Raw genomic sequence first — 18303 nt, forward strand, 5'->3', positions numbered from 1 at the left:
GGTCTTCTACCAAGCTGATCTCGGATCCGTCGGCGGGTGCACCCGCCCGGACCGCCCTGAACCCGATTCCGCACACGAACGCGGCGATGAACCCGTTGGCGCTCAGCTCGATCGCGGTGCCGTACGCCAGCAGCGGGGCCAGGATCAACGCCATTCGAATGTGGTTCGCGCTGCTCCACACGCTCCCGAGACGGCAGAACAGAGGTGCAACGATTCCGTCGTTGTAGCCGCTCTCGACGGTGAGGAGATTGCGGACTCGCAACGGGACACGTTCGTCACGGATCGCTTTCACCGCCGACGCCAGGTCGATCGGAATGACGGTGCACGCCACCACGACCAGGATGGCGTAGGAGGTCGCCGGCAGCAGAACTGCGCCCAGGGCGACCGTGGCGGCCAGCGACAATGGGAGCGCGACGACCAACAGGCGCAGCGCGTCCGAACGCTCCCCACCGGTGAGACGAGGCGTGTCGCCGCGACTGCGACTCGCGAGCCCGCGACGGCCGGCGGCTCTAACGGGTGGCGTCGACGGCAACGGGCGCACGCGATGTCCACTGTTGAAGGACCGCGGGATCCTGCAGCTCCATCCAGGCGATCACGTCCTGGTAGGTCGCGCAGACGACTTCCGCCATAGCGCATTTGTCGGCCATGAACCGCACGGTCGGCGGGTTGAAGGCGTTACCGTTCCAGTCATTGAGATGATTCGCGATGACCAGCGGGGCCCGATTTCCCTCAAACGCGCGAGTGAACATGTAGTCGTATGTCCCGGTGACCACCTTTGCGATCCGCGCGCTGTCCGCACGACGGTCGTGCCCACCGTTGACGCTGACCCAGAAGTTGTAATCCAGGGCGGTTTGCTGCGCTTGCAGCGGCGGTGACCAGACGTACGGAACCGGAAACTCCCAGATGCTCCCCACCTTGGTGGGCCAGTAGACGCCCGCCTTCTGTGCGGCTTTCGACGAGTCCCAGGTCATGTTGTGCCTGCCCAACGCCGGAAACAGTTCGCCCATGCCACCTTCCAGGCACTGCGTGCGTCCGCCCTTCACCACTTCGGGTCCGAAGGCGAGGTCGGGTCCCGTACGAATGTTGTTGAGTTCACGCCAGTCGGTCATGAGCCGAAAGAACTGCGTCAGTTCGTGATCCCAGTCCTCGGTGCTCCAGTCCCGCCCCGGGTATCGGGTACCCGCGCAGAAGTGCCCGACGTAGTGGGTACCCATCTCATGACCGCCGTACCAGGTCCGGTTCAGGTACTCGATCTGCTCGATGACCTCCACCCGGGTTCCCCCGAACGCCAGCGATGACTCACCCGGGGCGTGCCGGGGCCCCTGGTATTCGTGTTTGTTGTCGTCGGTGAGGAAGTACAACCCGGTCATCAGAGCCGAGAACCGAGCGTCGGACTGCTCGGCAGTCTCCAAGAACAGATCCCAGTTCTCCGACACCCCGACCCCGTCGAACGAGAAGAGAATGAACTGCGGCGGCTTTTCCCCCGCGGACAGACGTGTCATCGGCACATTGCCGGCCCGGCGAGCGGGCTCCGCAGGCTCGGTCGCCGACCCTATCGACAGCGCCGCGGACGACCCCGTTGTCGGTTGCACAGACCTCGTCACCGGATCGGCGCACGCTGCCAGGCATGACGCCACAGCAAGGATGAAAACAGTCCAGAGTGTGCGGTGAGGGCATCCTCTCACCTCAGCTGCCTGCCCCATGGTTCGGATTGGTGCATACCGTCCCCTCGCACGGCACGTTCGACCTGTCACCATTCGGATTGGGCATCACCGCACCACCATTGGCCGCCGGATCGCCACCGCCGCCATGATTCGGATTCGTGCATACCGTCCCCTCGCACGGCACGTTCGACCCATCGCCATTCGGATTGGGCATCACCGCACCACCATTGGCCGCCGGATCGTCACCGCCGCCATGATTCGGATTCGTGCATACCGTCCCCTCGCACGGGGTGCCACTGCTTTGCGGATGCGACGGCGTCGTCCCGTGGTCGGGAAGGTGCGGCGAGGCCGGGGGAACGGTGGCGCCGGAATCGTTCTCGTCGACGGTGACTGAAGGCGGAACCGACGGTGTCACACGCACCGACGACGGAGCCGAACTACTGGGTGCGGTCTCGGAGCCGTCGCTCCCGCAACCCACGACGGACAGCCCCACGACAGCGGCGCAGAACCACGCTCGAACCCTCATCAACTACCCCTCAACCAGATTGTGTTTCACAGTGCGCGCAACAGTTCCTGACCGTTCGCTGAGAAGTAGTTAACGGCGACAAACAACCATCCGTCACGTTCGACAATGGAGTCTTTACGATCCACAAATATCAGTTGTCTGCATTTGCCGATTAATTGACGCTGGACTGCTGTGACTAAACTGCGACTGTATTGAGAGCAGACTTCATACTTGAGAAAGCAGGCAGATGTCTCGTTTCCGATGGTTGGCGGTGATGATCGGCATCCTCGCACTCAGCATGGTGACGGCGTGCACCGAAAATGCCGGCACCGAACCCCCGAAGTCAGCAGAAGTACGTGACGCCGCCGAATCGTCACCCGCGCCTGTCTCCGAGGTCACTGTCGAGCGCTTCGAGTACCCCACTCATGACAATGCTGACACGAAGCAGAACTGGGCCGATCTGTATCTGCCCGCCGGCGCACAGGCGCCCGACTCGATACCGCTGGTGGTCCTGGTGCACGGGGGCGCCTGGCAAAGCCAACTCGGGGCAGAGATATTCGATCCCCTGGCTCGCGACCTCGCCGCCCGGGGCATGGCTGTCTACAACATCGAATACCGCCGGGTCGGCTCCGGCGGCGGATGGCCGACCACCTTTCATGATGTCGCGCGCGCCCTCGACTACGTCACCGAAATCGACCAGAAGTTTCCGCAACTCACCACCGACGACGAGTTGGTGGTGGGGCACAGCGCGGGGGCACAGCTTGCGGTATGGGCCGGAACTCGCCACCAGTTGCGCGACGACGAAGTGGGTGCCCATCCCTCATTTCGCCCGACGCGGGTCATCTCACTCGCCGGACCGCTGGACATGGTCTACGCCGCGACCCACGGCGACGATCGAATCGTCACAGCACTCGGCGGCACGCCGGCCGAGGTCCCGGATCGATACGCCTCCGTCGACCCGATACAGAACATCGACCCGAAGACGCCGGTGATCGCGATGCACGGCGCCGACGACAACGTCGTGGCGCCGGCGAACTCTCAGCGCTATGTAGCAGCAGTCAAACAGGACGGCGGCAAGGCTGCTGTCGAACTGCTGCCGGGGCAGAACCACAGTTCGATCGTGTCTTCCGACTCCGGGTCGTACGAGCATGTTCTCCAGGTGATCACCGATACGTCCTCGACCGACCTGATCACACTGCTGAACGAGTAACGCTCCCTGGACAACTCACACCAGTTCAGGGTAGTCACCACCACGATCCAGATGATCCGCGTTCACCGCACCCAGACAACACCCGGGACGGTCACCGGATGATCTGGTCCCGGATTACTTCCACGGACGGATCCAACCTTGCCACCCTCGTTTCCTTCGATTGATCTTCGGCGTCTCGACTATTTTGTCAAAGCGGTCGAGGCACCGACCCTCAAAGTTGCTGCGCAGCAATTGCATATGACCCAGCAGGCGCTGTCTTCAGCCATTCGTCAACTCGAGACCGAGATCGGGGTGCCGCTCTTCACTCGCACCGGCCGGACACTCGTGGTCACCCCGGCCGGCCAGGAACTGTACACGCGGGCTCTGCCGTTACTGGCCGGTGGCGAGCAAGTGATTCGCGCCGTTCGAACCGCTGCTCAAGAAAAGCCTGCACCGTTCATGATCGGTCACACGCAGGCAATCTCGAGTGAGGAGGTCTACCGCATCATCGAGCCCCTGGCGACCAGCGATCCGGACCTGCAGTTCACTGCAGTTTCTCTGTACCCGAACGTGATTCGTCCCCGACTTTTTGACGGAACCATCGATTTCGCCTTACGCCGGGGTGTGCATTCGCCTCCCGACCAGGCGAGCTCCATCATCGCATACCACGAACTGCGCCTGGCCGTCAGTTCCTCACATCCCCTTGCCCGTCGCGGCACCGTGACGATGGCCGATATCGCATCTCACCCGATACTCGTCTGGGCACCCAGGCACCATTCCTTCTACACCGACTTCCTGGTCTCCCACTGCCGCAGAGCGGGTTTCGACCCACAGCTCATCGTCAATCCGGTTCAGGGAACGCCGCCCAGAACCGCTGTGATCGCTCATCCCACGGCGTGTGCGTTTGTCACCGACCCAGCCGGATCAGCTTACGACGGCAGAGTGACGGTCATCGACTTCGAAGACCCTCCCCTGGCACCGGTTCAGGCGTTGTGGCTCCCACATACCACTTCTCCGATGCGCGAGCGTATTCTAGCTGCAGCTCGGGAACGGCTTCCAATGCCTCGGCTCCAGCCCAGTGAACCAGACGGACAGGCCACTACGGATTGATCCATCATGGACGAAGTCCCGTCCAGGGGTCCCCGGGGACATTGCGCACCACAAACCACAGGAACACTACGCACAAAAGCACTTTCGGAGCCCAGCCGGCGTCCACCGGTTCTCGGGTATGGGATGGCGAGCGCACTCGAATCAACCAGTTCCCGACGTACCAAGCAGCAAGAAGGAACAGCGCGATCATTGCCAAAGCGTTGTAGTGCAGTGCCGCAACAAGATCTCCGTGCAGCACTGAGTAGATCATCCGCAGTGCTCCACAACCCGGACATGTGATGTGGAGCAGTGATTTGGTCGGGCACTCCGGCAGTACACCACCCGGTGTAGTCGGATCAGCGAACCAGACGACCACGCCGGTGGCAACGCACGCCCCGATCACTCCGATTGGTTCGAGAATGACGCGCAGAGAAGGCCACACCCGATCGTCTGTATGCGTCATTGCCTCCAACTCCGTCGGGCTCTGTCATCGGCGCTTCACCTTCAGTCCGGCAGCGATCGAGCTCCGCTGCCGGTGCGCGGCGTCAGTCGAACACACGCCGGCGACCTGTCGCGCCATGGACAGTCATTCGCTGTCCATCAACAGATTTCCGTTGACAACGCGGGGCCGGCGGGCGCAGACCGGACGCTCATGGCCGCTCTCGAATACCGATCCTGGACGGTTCACCACGCGGAGGAACTCGAGGAGTTCGGCGTCTCGGCTGCCGGGCATGGCCGTGTAGAGGACGAGCTTCAGGTCGGAACCCGCAGCCGTCAGGACATCGCAGTCCAGGGTGATGTCTCCGACCGTCGGATGTCTGATCGTCTTGCGATCGGACGTATGAACGCCGACTTCGGCCCGCTGCCACAGTTCGGCGAATCGTGGGTGACGCGCATTCATCTCGTCGATCAGACCACCCACCCGTGGGTCGGACGGGTATCGGGCCCCGGCCTCCCTGAGGTCGGACACCAAGGCCGCCTCGAAGTGGTGCGCGTCCCTCTCCGACCTGACGAATTCCCCGATGTCACAGCTGAAGACGACCCGGACGAGATTGCGATCGGCCGCCGGCACCGCATTCGGATCGCCGAGTAGCGCCGACCACGGGTTCGTCCACCGGACGAGTTGCCAGTCAGCGGCGTAGACCGCCAGCGGTTGATCACCCAGTCGACTCAGGATCCGTGCCACTCCGGGCGGGATGTGGTCGTCGATGAGGCGATCCCCTGGCGGCAGGAGCCCCGCAGCCCGGAACAGATGGTCGCGCTCGTCCCGGCTCAACTGCAGCGCCCGCGACAGCGACCCGATCACGGAGTCGGTCGGACGCGTGGCCCGTCCCTGCTCGAGCCGGATCAGGTAATCGACCGACACCCCGGCGAGCTGCGCGAGCTCCTCGCGGCGCACACCCGGAACACGGCGCCGGGTTCCCACGGTGATGCCGGCGTCGACCGGATCGAGGCGATCGCGCCACCGCCGGATCAGCTCCCCTGCGTCCATTCGAGACGTTGTCACCTGTCCATTGTGCGGCAACCCGCCGCGTCGAGCCTGGTACTGCCAGTCCCTGTGTTCGCCGGTGATCTGGCCCGCTGCGGTCGGGCGGGTGATTCTTCAACAGACAGAAGCGAGCAGCAGCACCTGAAGGAGAGTTCGATGACCCCCACCCGCACTTTTGTGATGACCGGCGCGACCCGCGGGATCGGCCGACTGGCCGCGGCGTACATCGTGTCCGGCAACCCCGACGTCCACCTGGTCCTCCTCGCCCGCGGCAACGCCGACGACATCGCCACCGAACTTCGGGGCAGTGGTGGCAACGTCACCGTCATCACCACCGACCTCTCGTCGCCGGTCCAGATTCGTGCGACCGCCGATCGGATCAAGGCCTTGCTCAGCGCCGGCGACCTACCGCCGCTTGCCGGGATCGTCGCCAACGCCGGGATCCAGTTGACCAACGCCCTGACGGAGACCGCGGACGGCTACGAGGAGACTTTCGCGGTCAATGTCCTGGCAAACCACGTGCTGATCCGGAGCCTCTCCGAGAGTCTCGAGGCCGGCACACGCATCACCGTGACCACGAGCGACACCCACTTCGGGGACTTCCGGCACAACCTCGGAATCGTTCCGGCACCGGTATGGCACCATCCCGCCACGCTGGCCGCACCTGGCGCATTCGCGGATCCGGAGTCAGCCGTGGCCGGTCGAACCGCTTATTCCACAAGCAAATTGGCGGTTGTCCATCTGGTCCACGCGTTCGCTCGCCGGTTGCCGAACGATGTGCAGATCGTCTCGTACAACCCAGGATTCGTCCCGGGTACAGGTCTGGCGCGCGATGCGAACCGGTTCGAGCAGTTCATCGTCAACCGAGTGATGCCGGCATTGACCCTCACCCCGATCGCCACCACGAAGAGCGCCGCAGCGCGCCACCTCAAGGACACCGCCCTCGGCGGCATCGTCGCGGCAACAGGCGACTACATCGACCGCGGCCGCGTGGTCCGGTCGTCGGACGAATCGTATGACCGAGCGCGCGAGGACGAACTCTGGGACTACACCGAGCAGCTTTTGGCCGACCTCAGATGCTGATCCGGCCTTCTTCTGCGGCGAGTCCGATGTCGGTGCGGAAGTGTGAACCGGCCAGTTTGACCGTTGCGATCCGGCTGTAGGCCTGGGCCCGCGCGGCGGCGAGGTCGGCACCGACCCCGACCACACTGAGTACCCGGCCCCCGCCCGACACCACAGCACCATCGACGATTGCGGTACCGGCATGCAGGACGCCTTCGCCGTCGGAGCCGGTGATCAGATCCCCGGTTCGCGGACGTCCCGGGTAGTTCTCGGCGGCGACGACCACGGTCACCGCTGCGCCGTCTTCCCATTCCAGGGGCGGCAGCTGGTCGAGTATCCCGGTGGCCGTGGCGTTCAACGCGACACCGAGCGGCGACTTGAGCAGCGCGAGCACCGCCTGGGTCTCCGGATCGCCGAAGCGACAGTTGAATTCGACAACGGCAGGCCCATCGGCGCCGATCGCGAGTCCGGCGTAGAGCAGTCCGGAGAACGGGATGCCGCGTGCGACGAGCTCGGCCGCGACCGGCTTGACGACGTCGTCGACGATCCGCGTGACCATCTCGTCGGGCAGCCATGGCAACGGGGTGTACGCACCCATGCCACCGGTGTTGGGTCCGACGTCGCCGTCTCCGACCCGTTTGTGGTCCTGCGCCGGCAGCAACGGAACCACGGCGGCGCCGTCGACCAGGCAGAACAGCGACACCTCGGGTCCGTCGAGGAAGGATTCCAGCAGGACCGGATGCCCGCTCTCGAGCAGGTCGGCAGCGTGGATCCGGGCGGCGTTGCGGTCGGCGGTGACGACCACACCCTTGCCTGCGGCCAGGCCGTCGTCCTTGACCACCCAGGTCGGTCCGAAGCGATCGAGCGCCGCGTCGAGATGTGCCGGGTTGTCGACGATCTCACTGTGTGCGGTCCGCACGCCGGCCGCCGACATCACATCCTTGGCAAATGCCTTGGAGCCCTCGATCTTTGCGGCCTCGGCGCCGGGGCCGAACGTGGCGATCCCGGCTCCCCGCACTGCGTCGGCCACACCGAGGACCAGTGGCACCTCGGGACCGATGACCACCAGGTCGGCTTTGATCGATGTGGCCAGGGCCACAACAGCATCGGCGGACACGATGTCGACCGCGTGATTGGTGGCCAACGCCGCGGTACCGGGGTTGCCCGGGGCCACATGTAAGTCGGTGACGGACGGGTCGCGGTTCAGACCCAGGACGAGGGCGTGTTCACGGCCGCCCGATCCGATGACGAGTACTCGCACGTGCCTGACCCTACCGCCCGGCACCCTGAGCCCACACCTACGCCTCCAGGACCTGTAGCGCCTGCCGTCTGCGCTCGCCACCCGCGAGCTCGTCGCCCACCACTCCCAGAGCGGGCGCCAAGGCGACGACCATCAAGCAGATCGCCACCGAAACACCCAGAGCGGCAAGCACAACCGAGACCACCAGGATCACCGCCATACCGGCCAACTCGACCAGATGGCGGCCGTCGAAACCCAGCAGGAATCCATAGATCAGATAGATGGACGCGAGGTAGATCCCCACCGGGATCACCACCGCACTCACCGCCGCGGTCTTCCCGATCGTCGCCTCGTGTTCGAGGTAAAGCGCCGCGACGTGTAGTCCCGCCCCCATCATCGCGATCGACATGAAGATGATGATGTGGAAGTAGCCGAAGGCGAATGCCCGGCCACGACGTAGATGCAGTGCGTGGCCCGAAGGGACCACGAAGTAGATCCACCACATCCCGAACGTGATCCCCACACCCGCAACACCGACGACGGCGGTCTCGATCGTCCAACCCTGTCCGTGCACGATCGCCTGTAGGGCGGCCGCGGTTCCGACGATGCCTTCACCGAGGGTGATGATCGCCAGCAATCCGTATCTCTCGGCGACATGATGTGCGTGCCAGGGCGTCGTGCCCTCATCGGAGATGTACTCGGCGAGGACTGGAACGGCCATCTCGAACACCACCAGCGCGCCGATGATGATCATGGTCGGATATAGCGTCGTGTCGAGGAAGATCGCGGCCACCCATGCCACCTGCGCCAGCGAGATCCCGGCGGCGTACGTCAGGCAGGTGCGGCGATACCGCGGAGTGCTCAGGGCGGCACGTACCCACTGCGCGACCATCGCCAGCCTCATCACAACATATCCGAGCACCATGACGCGGTTGTTGATCACACCACCGGCGTCGATGGATTCGAAGACCGGCGCGATACCCAGCGCCAGGATCAGCACACCGGTCATCTGGACCATCGTGGTCAGGCGATAGACCCAGTCGTCGGTGTCGAAGGCCGACGCGAACCAGGTGAAGTTGATCCAGGCCCAGATCGCGGCGAACGTGCTGAACACGAATCCGAGCACTGCGGTCCGGTAATGCCCTTCGGCGACATAGTGCGCCACCTGCAGACCTGCGAACGAGAAGGCGACCACAAACGTGAGGTCGAAGAACAACTCCAGACTTGTGGCCGCCCGACCGCCCTCATGTGGATCACGGCCCGCCATGCGCGTGATCCGATGTCGGATCTCGACGGCGCTCATTCTCGGATCGTCATCAGGCTGACCTGATCACCATCGACGCGGAACGTGAACGTGCTGGGGCCGTTGAATCCGTTGCCTCCGACCTGTCCGATCACGACTGTGCCCTCGCCCGTGTCTGTCACCGAGGTCGGCGCCACCGTCACCTGCTTGCCGATGAACTCGGCGGCCGACCACTCTCCGATTGCCGTGCGGCCTCGAAACACCCGGCCCCAGTCGTCGACTGCGCCATCGGCGGTGAAACTGTCCAAGAATCGTGTGTGATCTCCTGCGTTCGAGGCATCGAGAAGCCGGCGAACAGGGGTGGGAACCTCAGGCAACTTCAACTCCTTCTTGGGGGGTGGCTGCTATCGGGTTGTGTAGCCGCCGTTGGCGAACAGGGTTTGGCCGGTGATCCAGCCACCGTCGGTGACGAGGAACGTGACGATCGGGGCGATGTCCTCGATGGTCGTCAAGCGGTCTCCCATGGCCTGTGATTTGTGGAACTCCACGCGGTCGGGAGTTTCCTGCGGGTAGAAGAACGGTGTGTCCATCGGCCCTGGTCCGATATTGTTCACCGAGATTTGCCTATCTGCAAATTCTTTGGATGCCGCCCGCGTGAAGTGCTCGACCGGGCTTTTGCCGCCCGCGTAGGTGGAGTAGCCGTCGGTATAGGCAGCCAGCAGCGACGTGACGATGGTGATGACCTTGCCACCGTCTCGGAGAGATCGTCCCGCCTCCTGGATGAAAAAATATGCGGCCTTGGAATTGACATCGAACATCGAGTCGTACTCGGCCTCGGTTGTTTCGAGAATCGGTTTGCGGAGCACCTTCCCCACCGTGTTGACGGCGATGTCGACACCGCCGAATGCCTCACGCGTTGTGTCGAACAGCGCAGTCACGGCGGCCGGTTTGGTCAGGTCGCCCTGGAACTTCAGCGCTTTCGCGCCCGCCGCCTCAACAGCCGCCACCGTCTGATCGGCGTCCGGCGCCGAGCTGTCACTGTTGTAATGCACCGCAACGTTGGCACCGAGTTCGGCCAACTGGACGCTGATGAGTCCGCCGAGATTCTTCGCGCCCGCAGCGACGATGGCGGTCTTACCCTGCAAGTTGCTCATTCATAACCTCTGTGTCGGTCGATTTCGTGATGACACCGCCGACGGTAGATCGAATATTCACAACTGAAAATCACTCTTTTTGGGTATTCCCACAAGCGCTGATTGTGAAAGAGTTGATCCCGTGCCGTCAGAGTCACCACTCGACCTCCGCCGAATCAGGCAGTTTGTTGTTGTCGCCACCGCTCCGAGCCTGGCCGCCGCAGCTTCCGAGCTGTTCGTTTCACAACAGGCCCTATCCAGTGCGATGCGCCAACTCGAGATCGAACTCGGAGTTGCACTCTTCGACCGATCCGGACGCCGACTCTCACTGACACCGGCAGGCACCGAACTCCATGGCGGGGCCCTGCCCCTTCTTGCCGGTGCCGAGCGGCTGGTCGCCCGCGTGTCGGCGGCGGCATCCGCGTCCGAACCGGCATTTGTGATCGGCCATACGCCGGCCATCTCCGGCACCGAGGTGTACGACCTCATCACTCGGGCGACCGCAAACGATCCGGCCCGACGCGTCACTGCACGCCAGGCCTTTCCCGGTGATATCCGAAGCCAGTTATTCGACGGCACAATCGATATCGGTTTGCGGCGTGGAGTCGAGACACCGTCCGATCTCGCAGCGGCGGTGATCGGCTACCACCAGGTGAGACTGGCGGTTGCCACCGGCCACCCGCTGGCGGCCAGGCCCAACGTGCCCATCGAAGCCCTGGCCGATTTCGAGATCGTCGTCTGGGCCCCACCCCACCGCTCGTACTACACCGATTTTCTCGTATCAACATGTCGCAGAGCGGGCTTCGAACCGAACCTCGTCGTCAACCCGATCCAGGGAACCCCACCCATGACAGCAGTTGTCGACTCACGACGATGCGCCTTCGTCACAGATCCACCTGGTGCGGGCTTGCGCGGCAGAGTGCAGGTACTCGACTTCGACCATCCGCCACTGGTGCCCGTCCAGGCCTTGTGGTTGCCCCACACCTTTTCCCGTGTTCGCGATTCCCTGCTCGCCGAACCCGAGAACCCGGCTACTTCGGATCCGTGAGGTCGTAGAGCGTCACAGATCCCACCGTCGTGGCGGTGAAGTTGGCCTCGATCCACTCGGTGATCTCCGAGGCGGTGCCACCGCCACCTCCCATCTGACCGCCGCCGGCGATGAAGTAGTGGATCTTGCCCTCGTTCACGTACACCTGGAATTCGACCAGCGTCGGCGATGGATCGCTCCCGTTGAATCCACCGATCGGCATCACCGAGTGCTCGGTGGCCAACTGGTATCCCGACGCGCTGTTGGAGCCGATCGCGGCCGCCACCCAGGTGTAGTCGCCGGCATCGGTACTCAAGAGCGCGACCAGTTCCTCGGTCGGTTGCGACCCGGAGAGCAGTCCGCCACCCGCGGCGCCCCTCTGACCGGCCTCCCCCATCTGCGCTTGGCCACCGGCGGTGCCACCGGATCCCGGCATCACACCCTGACCACCCGGCGCCCCTTGCCCGCCCGGCATCCCGGCCATTCCCTGCTGTCCGGCCATTCCGGGCGGCATCATGCCCTCGGCATTGCCGGCCATCCGGCGCATCCCGCCACCCGGCCCGAATCCGCCCGCTGTTGCCGGACCCGCGCTGGGTATGGAACCCGACCGTGTCGACGACACGGTGTCGATGGCGTATGCCGCCGGGCCGACCAACCCCAGGGCCAGGGCGACAAACGCTGCGGCGAGCGCACCCCGGCGCAGAGCCGGCTTTGCCAGGTGGGAGAACACCAACACGATCGCGACGACGATCGAACCGATCAGCACTACCGGACGCAACCACGGGACAAAGTCCGGGGTCCGGCCCAGGAGAACGTACGCCATGACGCCCGTCGCCAGTGCGGCACCGGACAGCATCAGCCGCACCCACAACCGATCGCGACGTTGCCAGCACTGCGCGGCACCGGCACCGGCCAGGGCGGCGATCGCCGGGGCGAGTGCCACCGTGTAGTACGCGTGGAAGATCCCCGCCATGAAACTGAACACCGCCATGGTGGTCACCAGCCACAGGCCCCACACCACCAATACCGCCCTCCGACTGTCGGTGCGTACTACCTTGCCGCGCAAGATGATTGCCGCGACCCCGAGGATGCATGCCGCGGGGATGAGCCAGGCGATCTGCCCGCCCTGGGCAGAGTCGAACATCCGCGTCCAGCCGGTCTCACCCCACATGCCGCCTCCCCGGCCACCGGGAAACCCTTCAGCGCCGCCCATTCCGCCGCCACCAGGGGTCACACCGCCTGTTTCGTTACCGTTGAGACGTCCGAAACCGTTGTACCCCAATGTCAGTTCGAGGATCGAGTTGTTCTGCGAACCTCCGATGTACGGGCGCGAGCCCGACGGCCAGAGTTCCACGGCCAGCACCCACCAGCCCGCCGAGACGATCGTCGCCCCGAGCGCGGCGAACAGATGTCCGAGCCGGACCAGCCAGGTCCTGCGCCCAAAGGCGATGTACGTCAACGCCAATGGCGGGATGACGAGAAACACCTGCATCTGTTTGGTCAGGAATCCCAGCCCGACGAACACCCCGGCGAGGATCATCCACCGGACCCGACCGTCGTCGACGGCCTTCAGGGTTGCCCAGACCGCCGCTATCATCAGCAACACGAGCAGGGCATCGGGATTGTTGAACCGGAACATCAACACCGCGACCGGGGTCAGCGCCAGGGCAGCGCCGGAGATGAGTCCGGCGGCCGGACCAAACCGTTTGCGGACAATCCAGTAGAGCAGCGCCACCGACGCCACACCCATCAGGGCCTGCGGCACCAGAATGGCCCACGAGTTGAGCCCGAAGAGCCGTACGGACAATCCCGAAATCCACAGCGACATCGGCGGTTTGTCCACCGTGATGGAGTTCGCGGCATCCGACGAACCGAAGAACCAGGCCTTCCACGACTGCGACCCAGCCTGAATCGCCGCCGAGTAGAACGAGTTCGCCCAGCCGTTGGCACTCAGGTTCCACAGGTAGAGGATCGCCGTGGCGACCATGAGAACGCCGAAAGCGGGCCATTCCCATCGGGGCCGGGGCGAGCCCGGTTGCGCATCGTCGGCGGATTCGGGGTTGGGCGTGGCGGGCGGTCGATCGATCAGCACCGTCATGCGGGTACCTCCTTGTTGTGTTGTGGTTTCCGGAAGACCAAGCGGTAGCCCACGAATCGCATGATCGTGGCGATGAGATTCGCCACCACCAGCACAGCCAGTTCGACGTGTTTGGACGCGTCGGGCGCCCAGGTGTACAGCAGCAGCAATGATCCGGCGGTCAACACCCAGCCGACGCCGAAGATCGCGATGCCCTGCAATTGATGCCGGGCGGCGTAGATCCGGCCGCGCACCCCGAAGGTGAACGCCCGGTTGGCTGCGGTGTTGAACACGGCGGTGATCAGCAGCGCAAGGAGATTCGCGATCTGGGCACCGGCGAAGGAGTGCAGCGCGAGGTAGAGGACCGCGTAGGCCGCCGTCGACACGACGCCCACCAAGCAGAATCGGACCAATTGGCCGGTCAGCCCGCGCGGTACACCGACAACCTGTGGTCCGATCCCGCCCCGGCCCAGGCTTTCCCGGAGCTCGGCGACCGGGAGTCGTCCGGCGGCCAGTGCCCGGCCCACGCGCCAGCAACCCTTGATGTCGTCGGTTGCGGTCGCCAGGATGTCGACCTTGCTGTCGGGGTCATCGATCCAATCCACCGGGATCTCGGCGATCCGCAGACCGGCGCGCTGTGCGATGACCAGCATTTCGGTGTCGAAGAACCACCCGGTGTCGTCAATCATCGGCAGCAATGATCGCGCGACGTCGGATCGGACTGCCTTGAACCCGCATTGCGCGTCAGAGAAACTCGCACCCATGGTGGTGCGCAACATCAGGTTGTAACCGCGCGAGACGAACTCGCGCTTTGTCCCGCGGAGCACCCGGGATGAACGCGTCAGCCGAGAGCCGATCGCCAGGTCGGAATGCCCGGACACCAACGGCGCCACCAAGGGCAACAGAGCATTCAGGTCGGTCGAGAGATCCACATCCATGTACGCGACGACCGACGCGTCACTCTGCTGCCACAGCGCCTTGAGGGCACGGCCACGGCCCTTCGCATCGAGGTGCGCCACCCGAACCCGATGACCTTCCCCGATCGATTCCGCCAGTTCCCTGGCAATGGCCAATGTGCCGTCGGTACTGGCGTTGTCGGCGATGGTGATGCGCGCCGAGTACGGCATGCGGGTGCCGAGGTACTCGGAGAGCCTATGGACACACGATCCCAGATCGGCTTCCTCGTTGTAGACCGGGACAACGATGTCGAGGACCGGCGCTGCCGGCGTGAGGTCGACGACGATGGTGGCCACCTCGGCCGGGATGTCGTCGATGGTGTCTGCTGTCATGCCACAACTGTGGAATCCGCAGATGTCTGCGACCTTGGTCCTTCCTGCCAGGTTCCTATGAGTGCCACCGCGTCGGCAGCGGGAGATAGGGTCAGGACATGGCATCGGTTTTCACAATGATCATCAATGGCGACATCCCGGGACGATTTGTCTGGAAGGACGACGACGTCGTGTCGTTCCTGACCATCAACCCGGTGTCCGACGGACACCTGCTTGTGGTCCCGCGTCAGGAGATCGACCACTGGGAAGGTGTCGACCCAGCGCTGTTCGGCAAGATCACCTCCGTTGCGCAGACCGTCGGGCTGGCCGTGAAGGCGGCCTTCGACGCTCCGCGGATGGGCCTGCTGATCGCCGGCCTGGAGGTTCCCCACCTGCACGTCCATGTGTTCCCGGCGTGGCAGCTGGAGACCTTCGATCTGGCGAACGCGCAGAAGGACCCCGATCCCGCAGCCCTCGACGCCGCCGCCGACAAGATCCGCGAGCAATTGCGTGCCCTCGGCCACGGCGAGTTCGTCAGCAACTGAGGCCGACCACACCGATGATTGAGGCCGACCAATCACCGGGAAGAACAATCAGGTCAGGCACTGACCTGTTCCCGCGGGATCCGCACCCAGAACGTCGCACCGACGCCGGGTTCTGATTCCACGCCCACGGTGCCTCCGTGGGCCGCGACCAGCGCCGCGACGATCGACAGGCCAAGACCGCTGCCCGATGAGTTGTCGGTGCGGTGGCGCGAGGCGTCCGCGCGATAGAACCGCTCGAACACCCGCGCCCGGTCCTGTTCGCTCAGACCCGGACCCGTGTCCGTCACCGACAGCACCGCGTCGTTGTCATCGGTGCCGACCCGGACGGTGATCGACGCGTCGTCGGGTGTGTGCAGGATGGCGTTGCCGACCAGATTGCTCAGCACCTGCGCCAGCCGGGCGGCATCGCCGGACACCTCCGGGATGCCCGGGCCGTCGAACACCTCCACCGAGATGGTCCGATCGGGAGCGCTCGCCCTGGCGCTGTGCACCACGTCGGAGGCCAGGGCCAGCAGATCCACCGGCGCGCGTTCCAGCGGACGCTGCGCATCGAGCCTGGCCAGGATCAACAGATCTTCAACCAGCAATCCCATCCGCCCGGCCTCGGTTTCGACGCGAGACATCAACGCTTCCATGTCGGTCATCGCACCCTGCCGGTACAGCTCCGCGAACCCCATGATCGACGTCAGAGGTGTACGCAGTTCGTGGCTGGCGTCGGCGACGAACCGGCGCATGTTCTCCTCCGAACGGCGGGCCTGATCCTCCGAGGCCGCGGACGCCGCGAACGCGCCCTGGATCTGGTGCAGCATCGTGTTGATCGACGCCGCCAGACGTCCGACCTCGGTGTTGGCCGCAGCCGGGGGAACACGTTGATCCAGATCTCCGGCAGCAATCGCATGGGCAGTGCCTTCGACCCGCTCCAGCGGCCGTAAACTGGTGCGCACCAACAGATATCCAAGAGCTCCGACAACCACGATCACCCCGGCACCGATCCCCACCTGCAGCCAGATCAAACGGCTCACGGTGTCGTCGACATCAGTGAGTTGCACCGCGACGATCGAGCTGCCGAACGGCGACGTCGTCTCCACCACCCGCCAGCGAGGACCGTCGCCTTCGGCCGATTGCACCGTCACCGGCTGGGGCCCGAAGTCGTTTGAATCAGACAGATCAGGCTGCGACCCGGTGTCGTTGATGACCATCGTCGTACCGTCGGCTCGCCTTATCTGCACGTAATACGGCGTTGGCGGACGCCCCTTTTCGACATCCTGGGGGTCCATCGCGGCCGGTGGAAGCGCCCGCGGCTGGGCCCAGCCCGCGGCAGCCTCCCGTAGCGACTTGTCGGTGCGATCCATCAGGTCGTTCCGCATGGCGGAGGTGACGGCGACGCCCGAAACCAGGAGCCCGAGAGTCACCAGCACCAGCGTCAACGCCACCAGGGACACCCGAAGCGGGACACCTCGACGCGGCTTCTCGACGCGGGTACGAGCCGAGGCCGTGGTCACCGCGGCTCACGCATCACATATCCGACACCGCGCAAGGTGTGGATGAGTCTCACGTCGCCCGTGTCGACCTTGCGTCGCAGATAGGACACGTACGATTCGACGACGTTGACCTCACCGCCGAAGTCGTAGTTCCAGACGTGGTCCAGTATCCGGGGCTTTGACAACACGGTTCCGGCATTGATCATGAAGTAGCGCAGCAAGGTGAACTCGGTCGGCGACAACGATACGAGCTCGCCGTTCTTCCACACCTCATGGGTGTCGTCGTCGAGCTCGATGTCGGCAAAGGTGATCCGGGGGCTCACCTCCGGCTTCTCCCCGAATCCACCACGCCGCAACAGGACCCGCAACCGGGCCACCACCTCTTCGAGACTGAACGGCTTGGTCACGTAATCGTCGCCACCGATGGTCAGCCCGGTGACCTTGTCCTCCACCGAATCCCGGGCGGTGAGGAACAGCGCAGGCGCCTCCACACCGTCGGCACGCAACCGGCGAAGCAACCCGAAGCCGTCCATACCCGGCATCATCACGTCGAGGATCAGGGCATCAGGACGGAAACTGCGGGCCCGGTCCAGTGCCCGCGGGCCGTCGGCAGCGGTCTCGACATCGAAACCCTGGAACTTCAAAGACACCGACAGCAACTCCAGAATGTTCGGCTCATCATCGACCACCAATACCCGCGCGCCCTGATCACTCATGACAGCCACCGTGCCCGACCTTGCTTTCGGCAACCTGCCGACAAGCTGTGAGGTTGCTGTGAACCCATCTCCATTGCCTCAGAATACCTTTTGGACCACTCATATTTCGGACGGCTCATTTTTTGTTTGGCTCAGAATTTAGGATTGATTTCTTACACTCAGTTCCAGCTTTCAAGGAACTTTCATATCTGAGGGAATTCCTGCACCAAATCGCCGGATGCATCCATTCCTCGACCAAAATGCTCGATCACGAAACGGTAACAAGGTCGCAATTGCGACACATTTGTCGACCACCCTCCGTAAACCGATAGTTGGTGCAATTGACGAATACCCGACCGCCGCGACAACTCGGCGATCGGGAATGGATCGTCCCCTCGGCGGCACAGATCTCATAACCCGTAGACAGCGCGCCGAGTGACCGACAGGCTGGCACACGACCCTGAGCACGGCCGCATGGACAGCGGAATATCTTGTAGCGAAGCACTATTCGCGCACAACCAACTCAGTGACGGCGCGGATCATCAGCCGAATTCGAGGGGTAACCATGGTTCACAAGTACATCAGGTCGGGCGCTG

Annotated in this window: 17 protein-coding genes and 1 pseudogene; 5 read left to right on the forward strand and 13 right to left on the reverse strand. The window is 64.1% G+C overall.

What is annotated here, in order from left to right:
- From VIQ49_RS20130 to VIQ49_RS29010, 3 genes and pseudogenes are all read right to left on the reverse strand, one after another.
- A pseudogene (locus VIQ49_RS20130) lies at nt 1-541 on the reverse strand (hypothetical protein); the annotation flags it as partial.
- Entirely contained in the window at nt 510-1502 is a 993-nt protein-coding gene (locus VIQ49_RS20135; protein WP_331887934.1) for a polysaccharide deacetylase, read from the reverse strand. The gene VIQ49_RS20135 and the pseudogene VIQ49_RS20130, both read right to left, overlap by 32 nt.
- A gap of 184 nt (nt 1503-1686) precedes the next feature.
- A complete protein-coding gene (locus VIQ49_RS29010; protein ID WP_414731674.1) occupies nt 1687-2079 on the reverse strand; it encodes a hypothetical protein in 393 nt (130 codons plus the stop codon).
- Between the two features lie 337 nt (nt 2080-2416).
- Between VIQ49_RS29010 and VIQ49_RS20145 the strand changes: the two genes are divergently transcribed.
- Both VIQ49_RS20145 and VIQ49_RS20150 read left to right on the forward strand, forming a co-directional pair.
- Complete coding sequence (locus VIQ49_RS20145; protein ID WP_331887936.1) at nt 2417-3379, forward strand: alpha/beta hydrolase family protein; 963 nt, start codon at nt 2417-2419, stop codon at nt 3377-3379.
- A 138-nt stretch (nt 3380-3517) separates the two neighbouring features.
- A complete protein-coding gene (locus VIQ49_RS20150; protein WP_331887938.1) occupies nt 3518-4468 on the forward strand; it encodes a LysR family transcriptional regulator in 951 nt (316 codons plus the stop codon).
- Nucleotides 4469-4472: 4 nt separating this feature from the next.
- Here the strand turns inward: VIQ49_RS20150 and VIQ49_RS20155 are convergent, their stop codons facing one another.
- Nucleotides 4473-4910: a DUF2752 domain-containing protein gene (locus tag VIQ49_RS20155; protein WP_331887940.1), complete on the reverse strand. Its 438-nt coding sequence runs from the start codon at nt 4908-4910 to the stop codon at nt 4473-4475.
- Between the two features lie 123 nt (nt 4911-5033).
- Complete coding sequence (locus tag VIQ49_RS20160) at nt 5034-5954, reverse strand: helix-turn-helix transcriptional regulator (protein WP_331887942.1); 921 nt, start codon at nt 5952-5954, stop codon at nt 5034-5036.
- Between the two features lie 138 nt (nt 5955-6092).
- On the opposite strand from VIQ49_RS20160, the gene VIQ49_RS20165 reads away from it, so the two are divergent.
- Nucleotides 6093-7019, forward strand: a complete 927-nt coding sequence (locus VIQ49_RS20165; protein WP_331887944.1) for an SDR family NAD(P)-dependent oxidoreductase — start codon at nt 6093-6095, stop codon at nt 7017-7019.
- Here VIQ49_RS20165 and purD read toward each other — a convergent pair.
- Genes purD through VIQ49_RS20185 form a run of 4 tightly spaced genes read right to left on the reverse strand, consistent with a single transcriptional unit; the run spans nt 7009 to nt 10635 of the window.
- Nucleotides 7009-8259, reverse strand: coding sequence for a phosphoribosylamine--glycine ligase (purD, locus tag VIQ49_RS20170; protein ID WP_331887946.1), 1251 nt, complete (start codon nt 8257-8259; stop codon nt 7009-7011). The two genes, VIQ49_RS20165 and purD, sit on opposite strands and share 11 nt — an antisense overlap.
- Before the next feature lie 37 nt (nt 8260-8296).
- Nucleotides 8297-9541 carry a low temperature requirement protein A gene (locus VIQ49_RS20175; RefSeq protein ID WP_331887948.1) on the reverse strand — a complete coding sequence of 415 codons (1245 nt, stop codon included), beginning with the start codon at nt 9539-9541 and terminating at the stop codon, nt 8297-8299.
- On the reverse strand, nt 9538-9858 hold the full coding sequence (locus VIQ49_RS20180; RefSeq protein WP_331887950.1) for a nuclear transport factor 2 family protein: 321 nt from the start codon (nt 9856-9858) through the stop codon (nt 9538-9540). The genes VIQ49_RS20175 and VIQ49_RS20180 overlap by 4 nt, the downstream gene beginning before the upstream one ends.
- A 27-nt stretch (nt 9859-9885) precedes the next feature.
- Nucleotides 9886-10635, reverse strand: coding sequence for an SDR family oxidoreductase (locus tag VIQ49_RS20185; protein WP_331887952.1), 750 nt, complete (start codon nt 10633-10635; stop codon nt 9886-9888).
- Nucleotides 10636-10756: 121 nt separating this feature from the next.
- Here VIQ49_RS20185 and VIQ49_RS20190 point away from each other — a divergent pair, with 121 nt between their 5' ends.
- The gene (locus VIQ49_RS20190) at nt 10757-11662 is read left to right on the forward strand and encodes a LysR family transcriptional regulator (RefSeq protein WP_331887954.1); all 906 of its coding nucleotides are present in this window, start codon (nt 10757-10759) and stop codon (nt 11660-11662) included.
- Here the strand turns inward: VIQ49_RS20190 and VIQ49_RS20195 are convergent.
- Together VIQ49_RS20195 and VIQ49_RS20200 are read right to left on the reverse strand one after the other, a co-directional pair.
- Entirely contained in the window at nt 11646-13739 is a 2094-nt protein-coding gene (locus tag VIQ49_RS20195; protein ID WP_331887956.1) for an ArnT family glycosyltransferase, read from the reverse strand. The two genes, VIQ49_RS20190 and VIQ49_RS20195, sit on opposite strands and share 17 nt — an antisense overlap.
- Entirely contained in the window at nt 13736-15007 is a 1272-nt protein-coding gene (locus tag VIQ49_RS20200) for a bifunctional glycosyltransferase family 2/GtrA family protein (RefSeq protein WP_331887958.1), read from the reverse strand. The genes VIQ49_RS20195 and VIQ49_RS20200 overlap by 4 nt, the downstream gene beginning before the upstream one ends.
- 98 nt (nt 15008-15105) lie before the next feature.
- On the opposite strand from VIQ49_RS20200, the gene VIQ49_RS20205 reads away from it, so the two are divergent.
- A complete protein-coding gene (locus VIQ49_RS20205; protein WP_331887960.1) occupies nt 15106-15531 on the forward strand; it encodes an HIT family protein in 426 nt (141 codons plus the stop codon).
- 53 nt (nt 15532-15584) lie between these two features.
- On the opposite strand, the gene VIQ49_RS20210 is transcribed toward VIQ49_RS20205, so the two are convergent.
- Together VIQ49_RS20210 and VIQ49_RS20215 are read right to left on the reverse strand one after the other, a co-directional pair.
- A complete protein-coding gene (locus tag VIQ49_RS20210; RefSeq protein WP_331887962.1) occupies nt 15585-17033 on the reverse strand; it encodes an ATP-binding protein in 1449 nt (482 codons plus the stop codon).
- A complete protein-coding gene (locus VIQ49_RS20215; protein WP_331887964.1) occupies nt 17030-17728 on the reverse strand; it encodes a response regulator transcription factor in 699 nt (232 codons plus the stop codon). The genes VIQ49_RS20210 and VIQ49_RS20215 overlap by 4 nt, the downstream gene beginning before the upstream one ends.
- Nucleotides 17729-18303 lie beyond the last annotated feature (575 nt).

It is taken from the genome of Williamsia sp. (genome assembly GCF_036566845.1).
In the GTDB taxonomy this organism is placed as follows: Bacteria; Actinomycetota; Actinomycetes; order Mycobacteriales; family Mycobacteriaceae; genus Williamsia.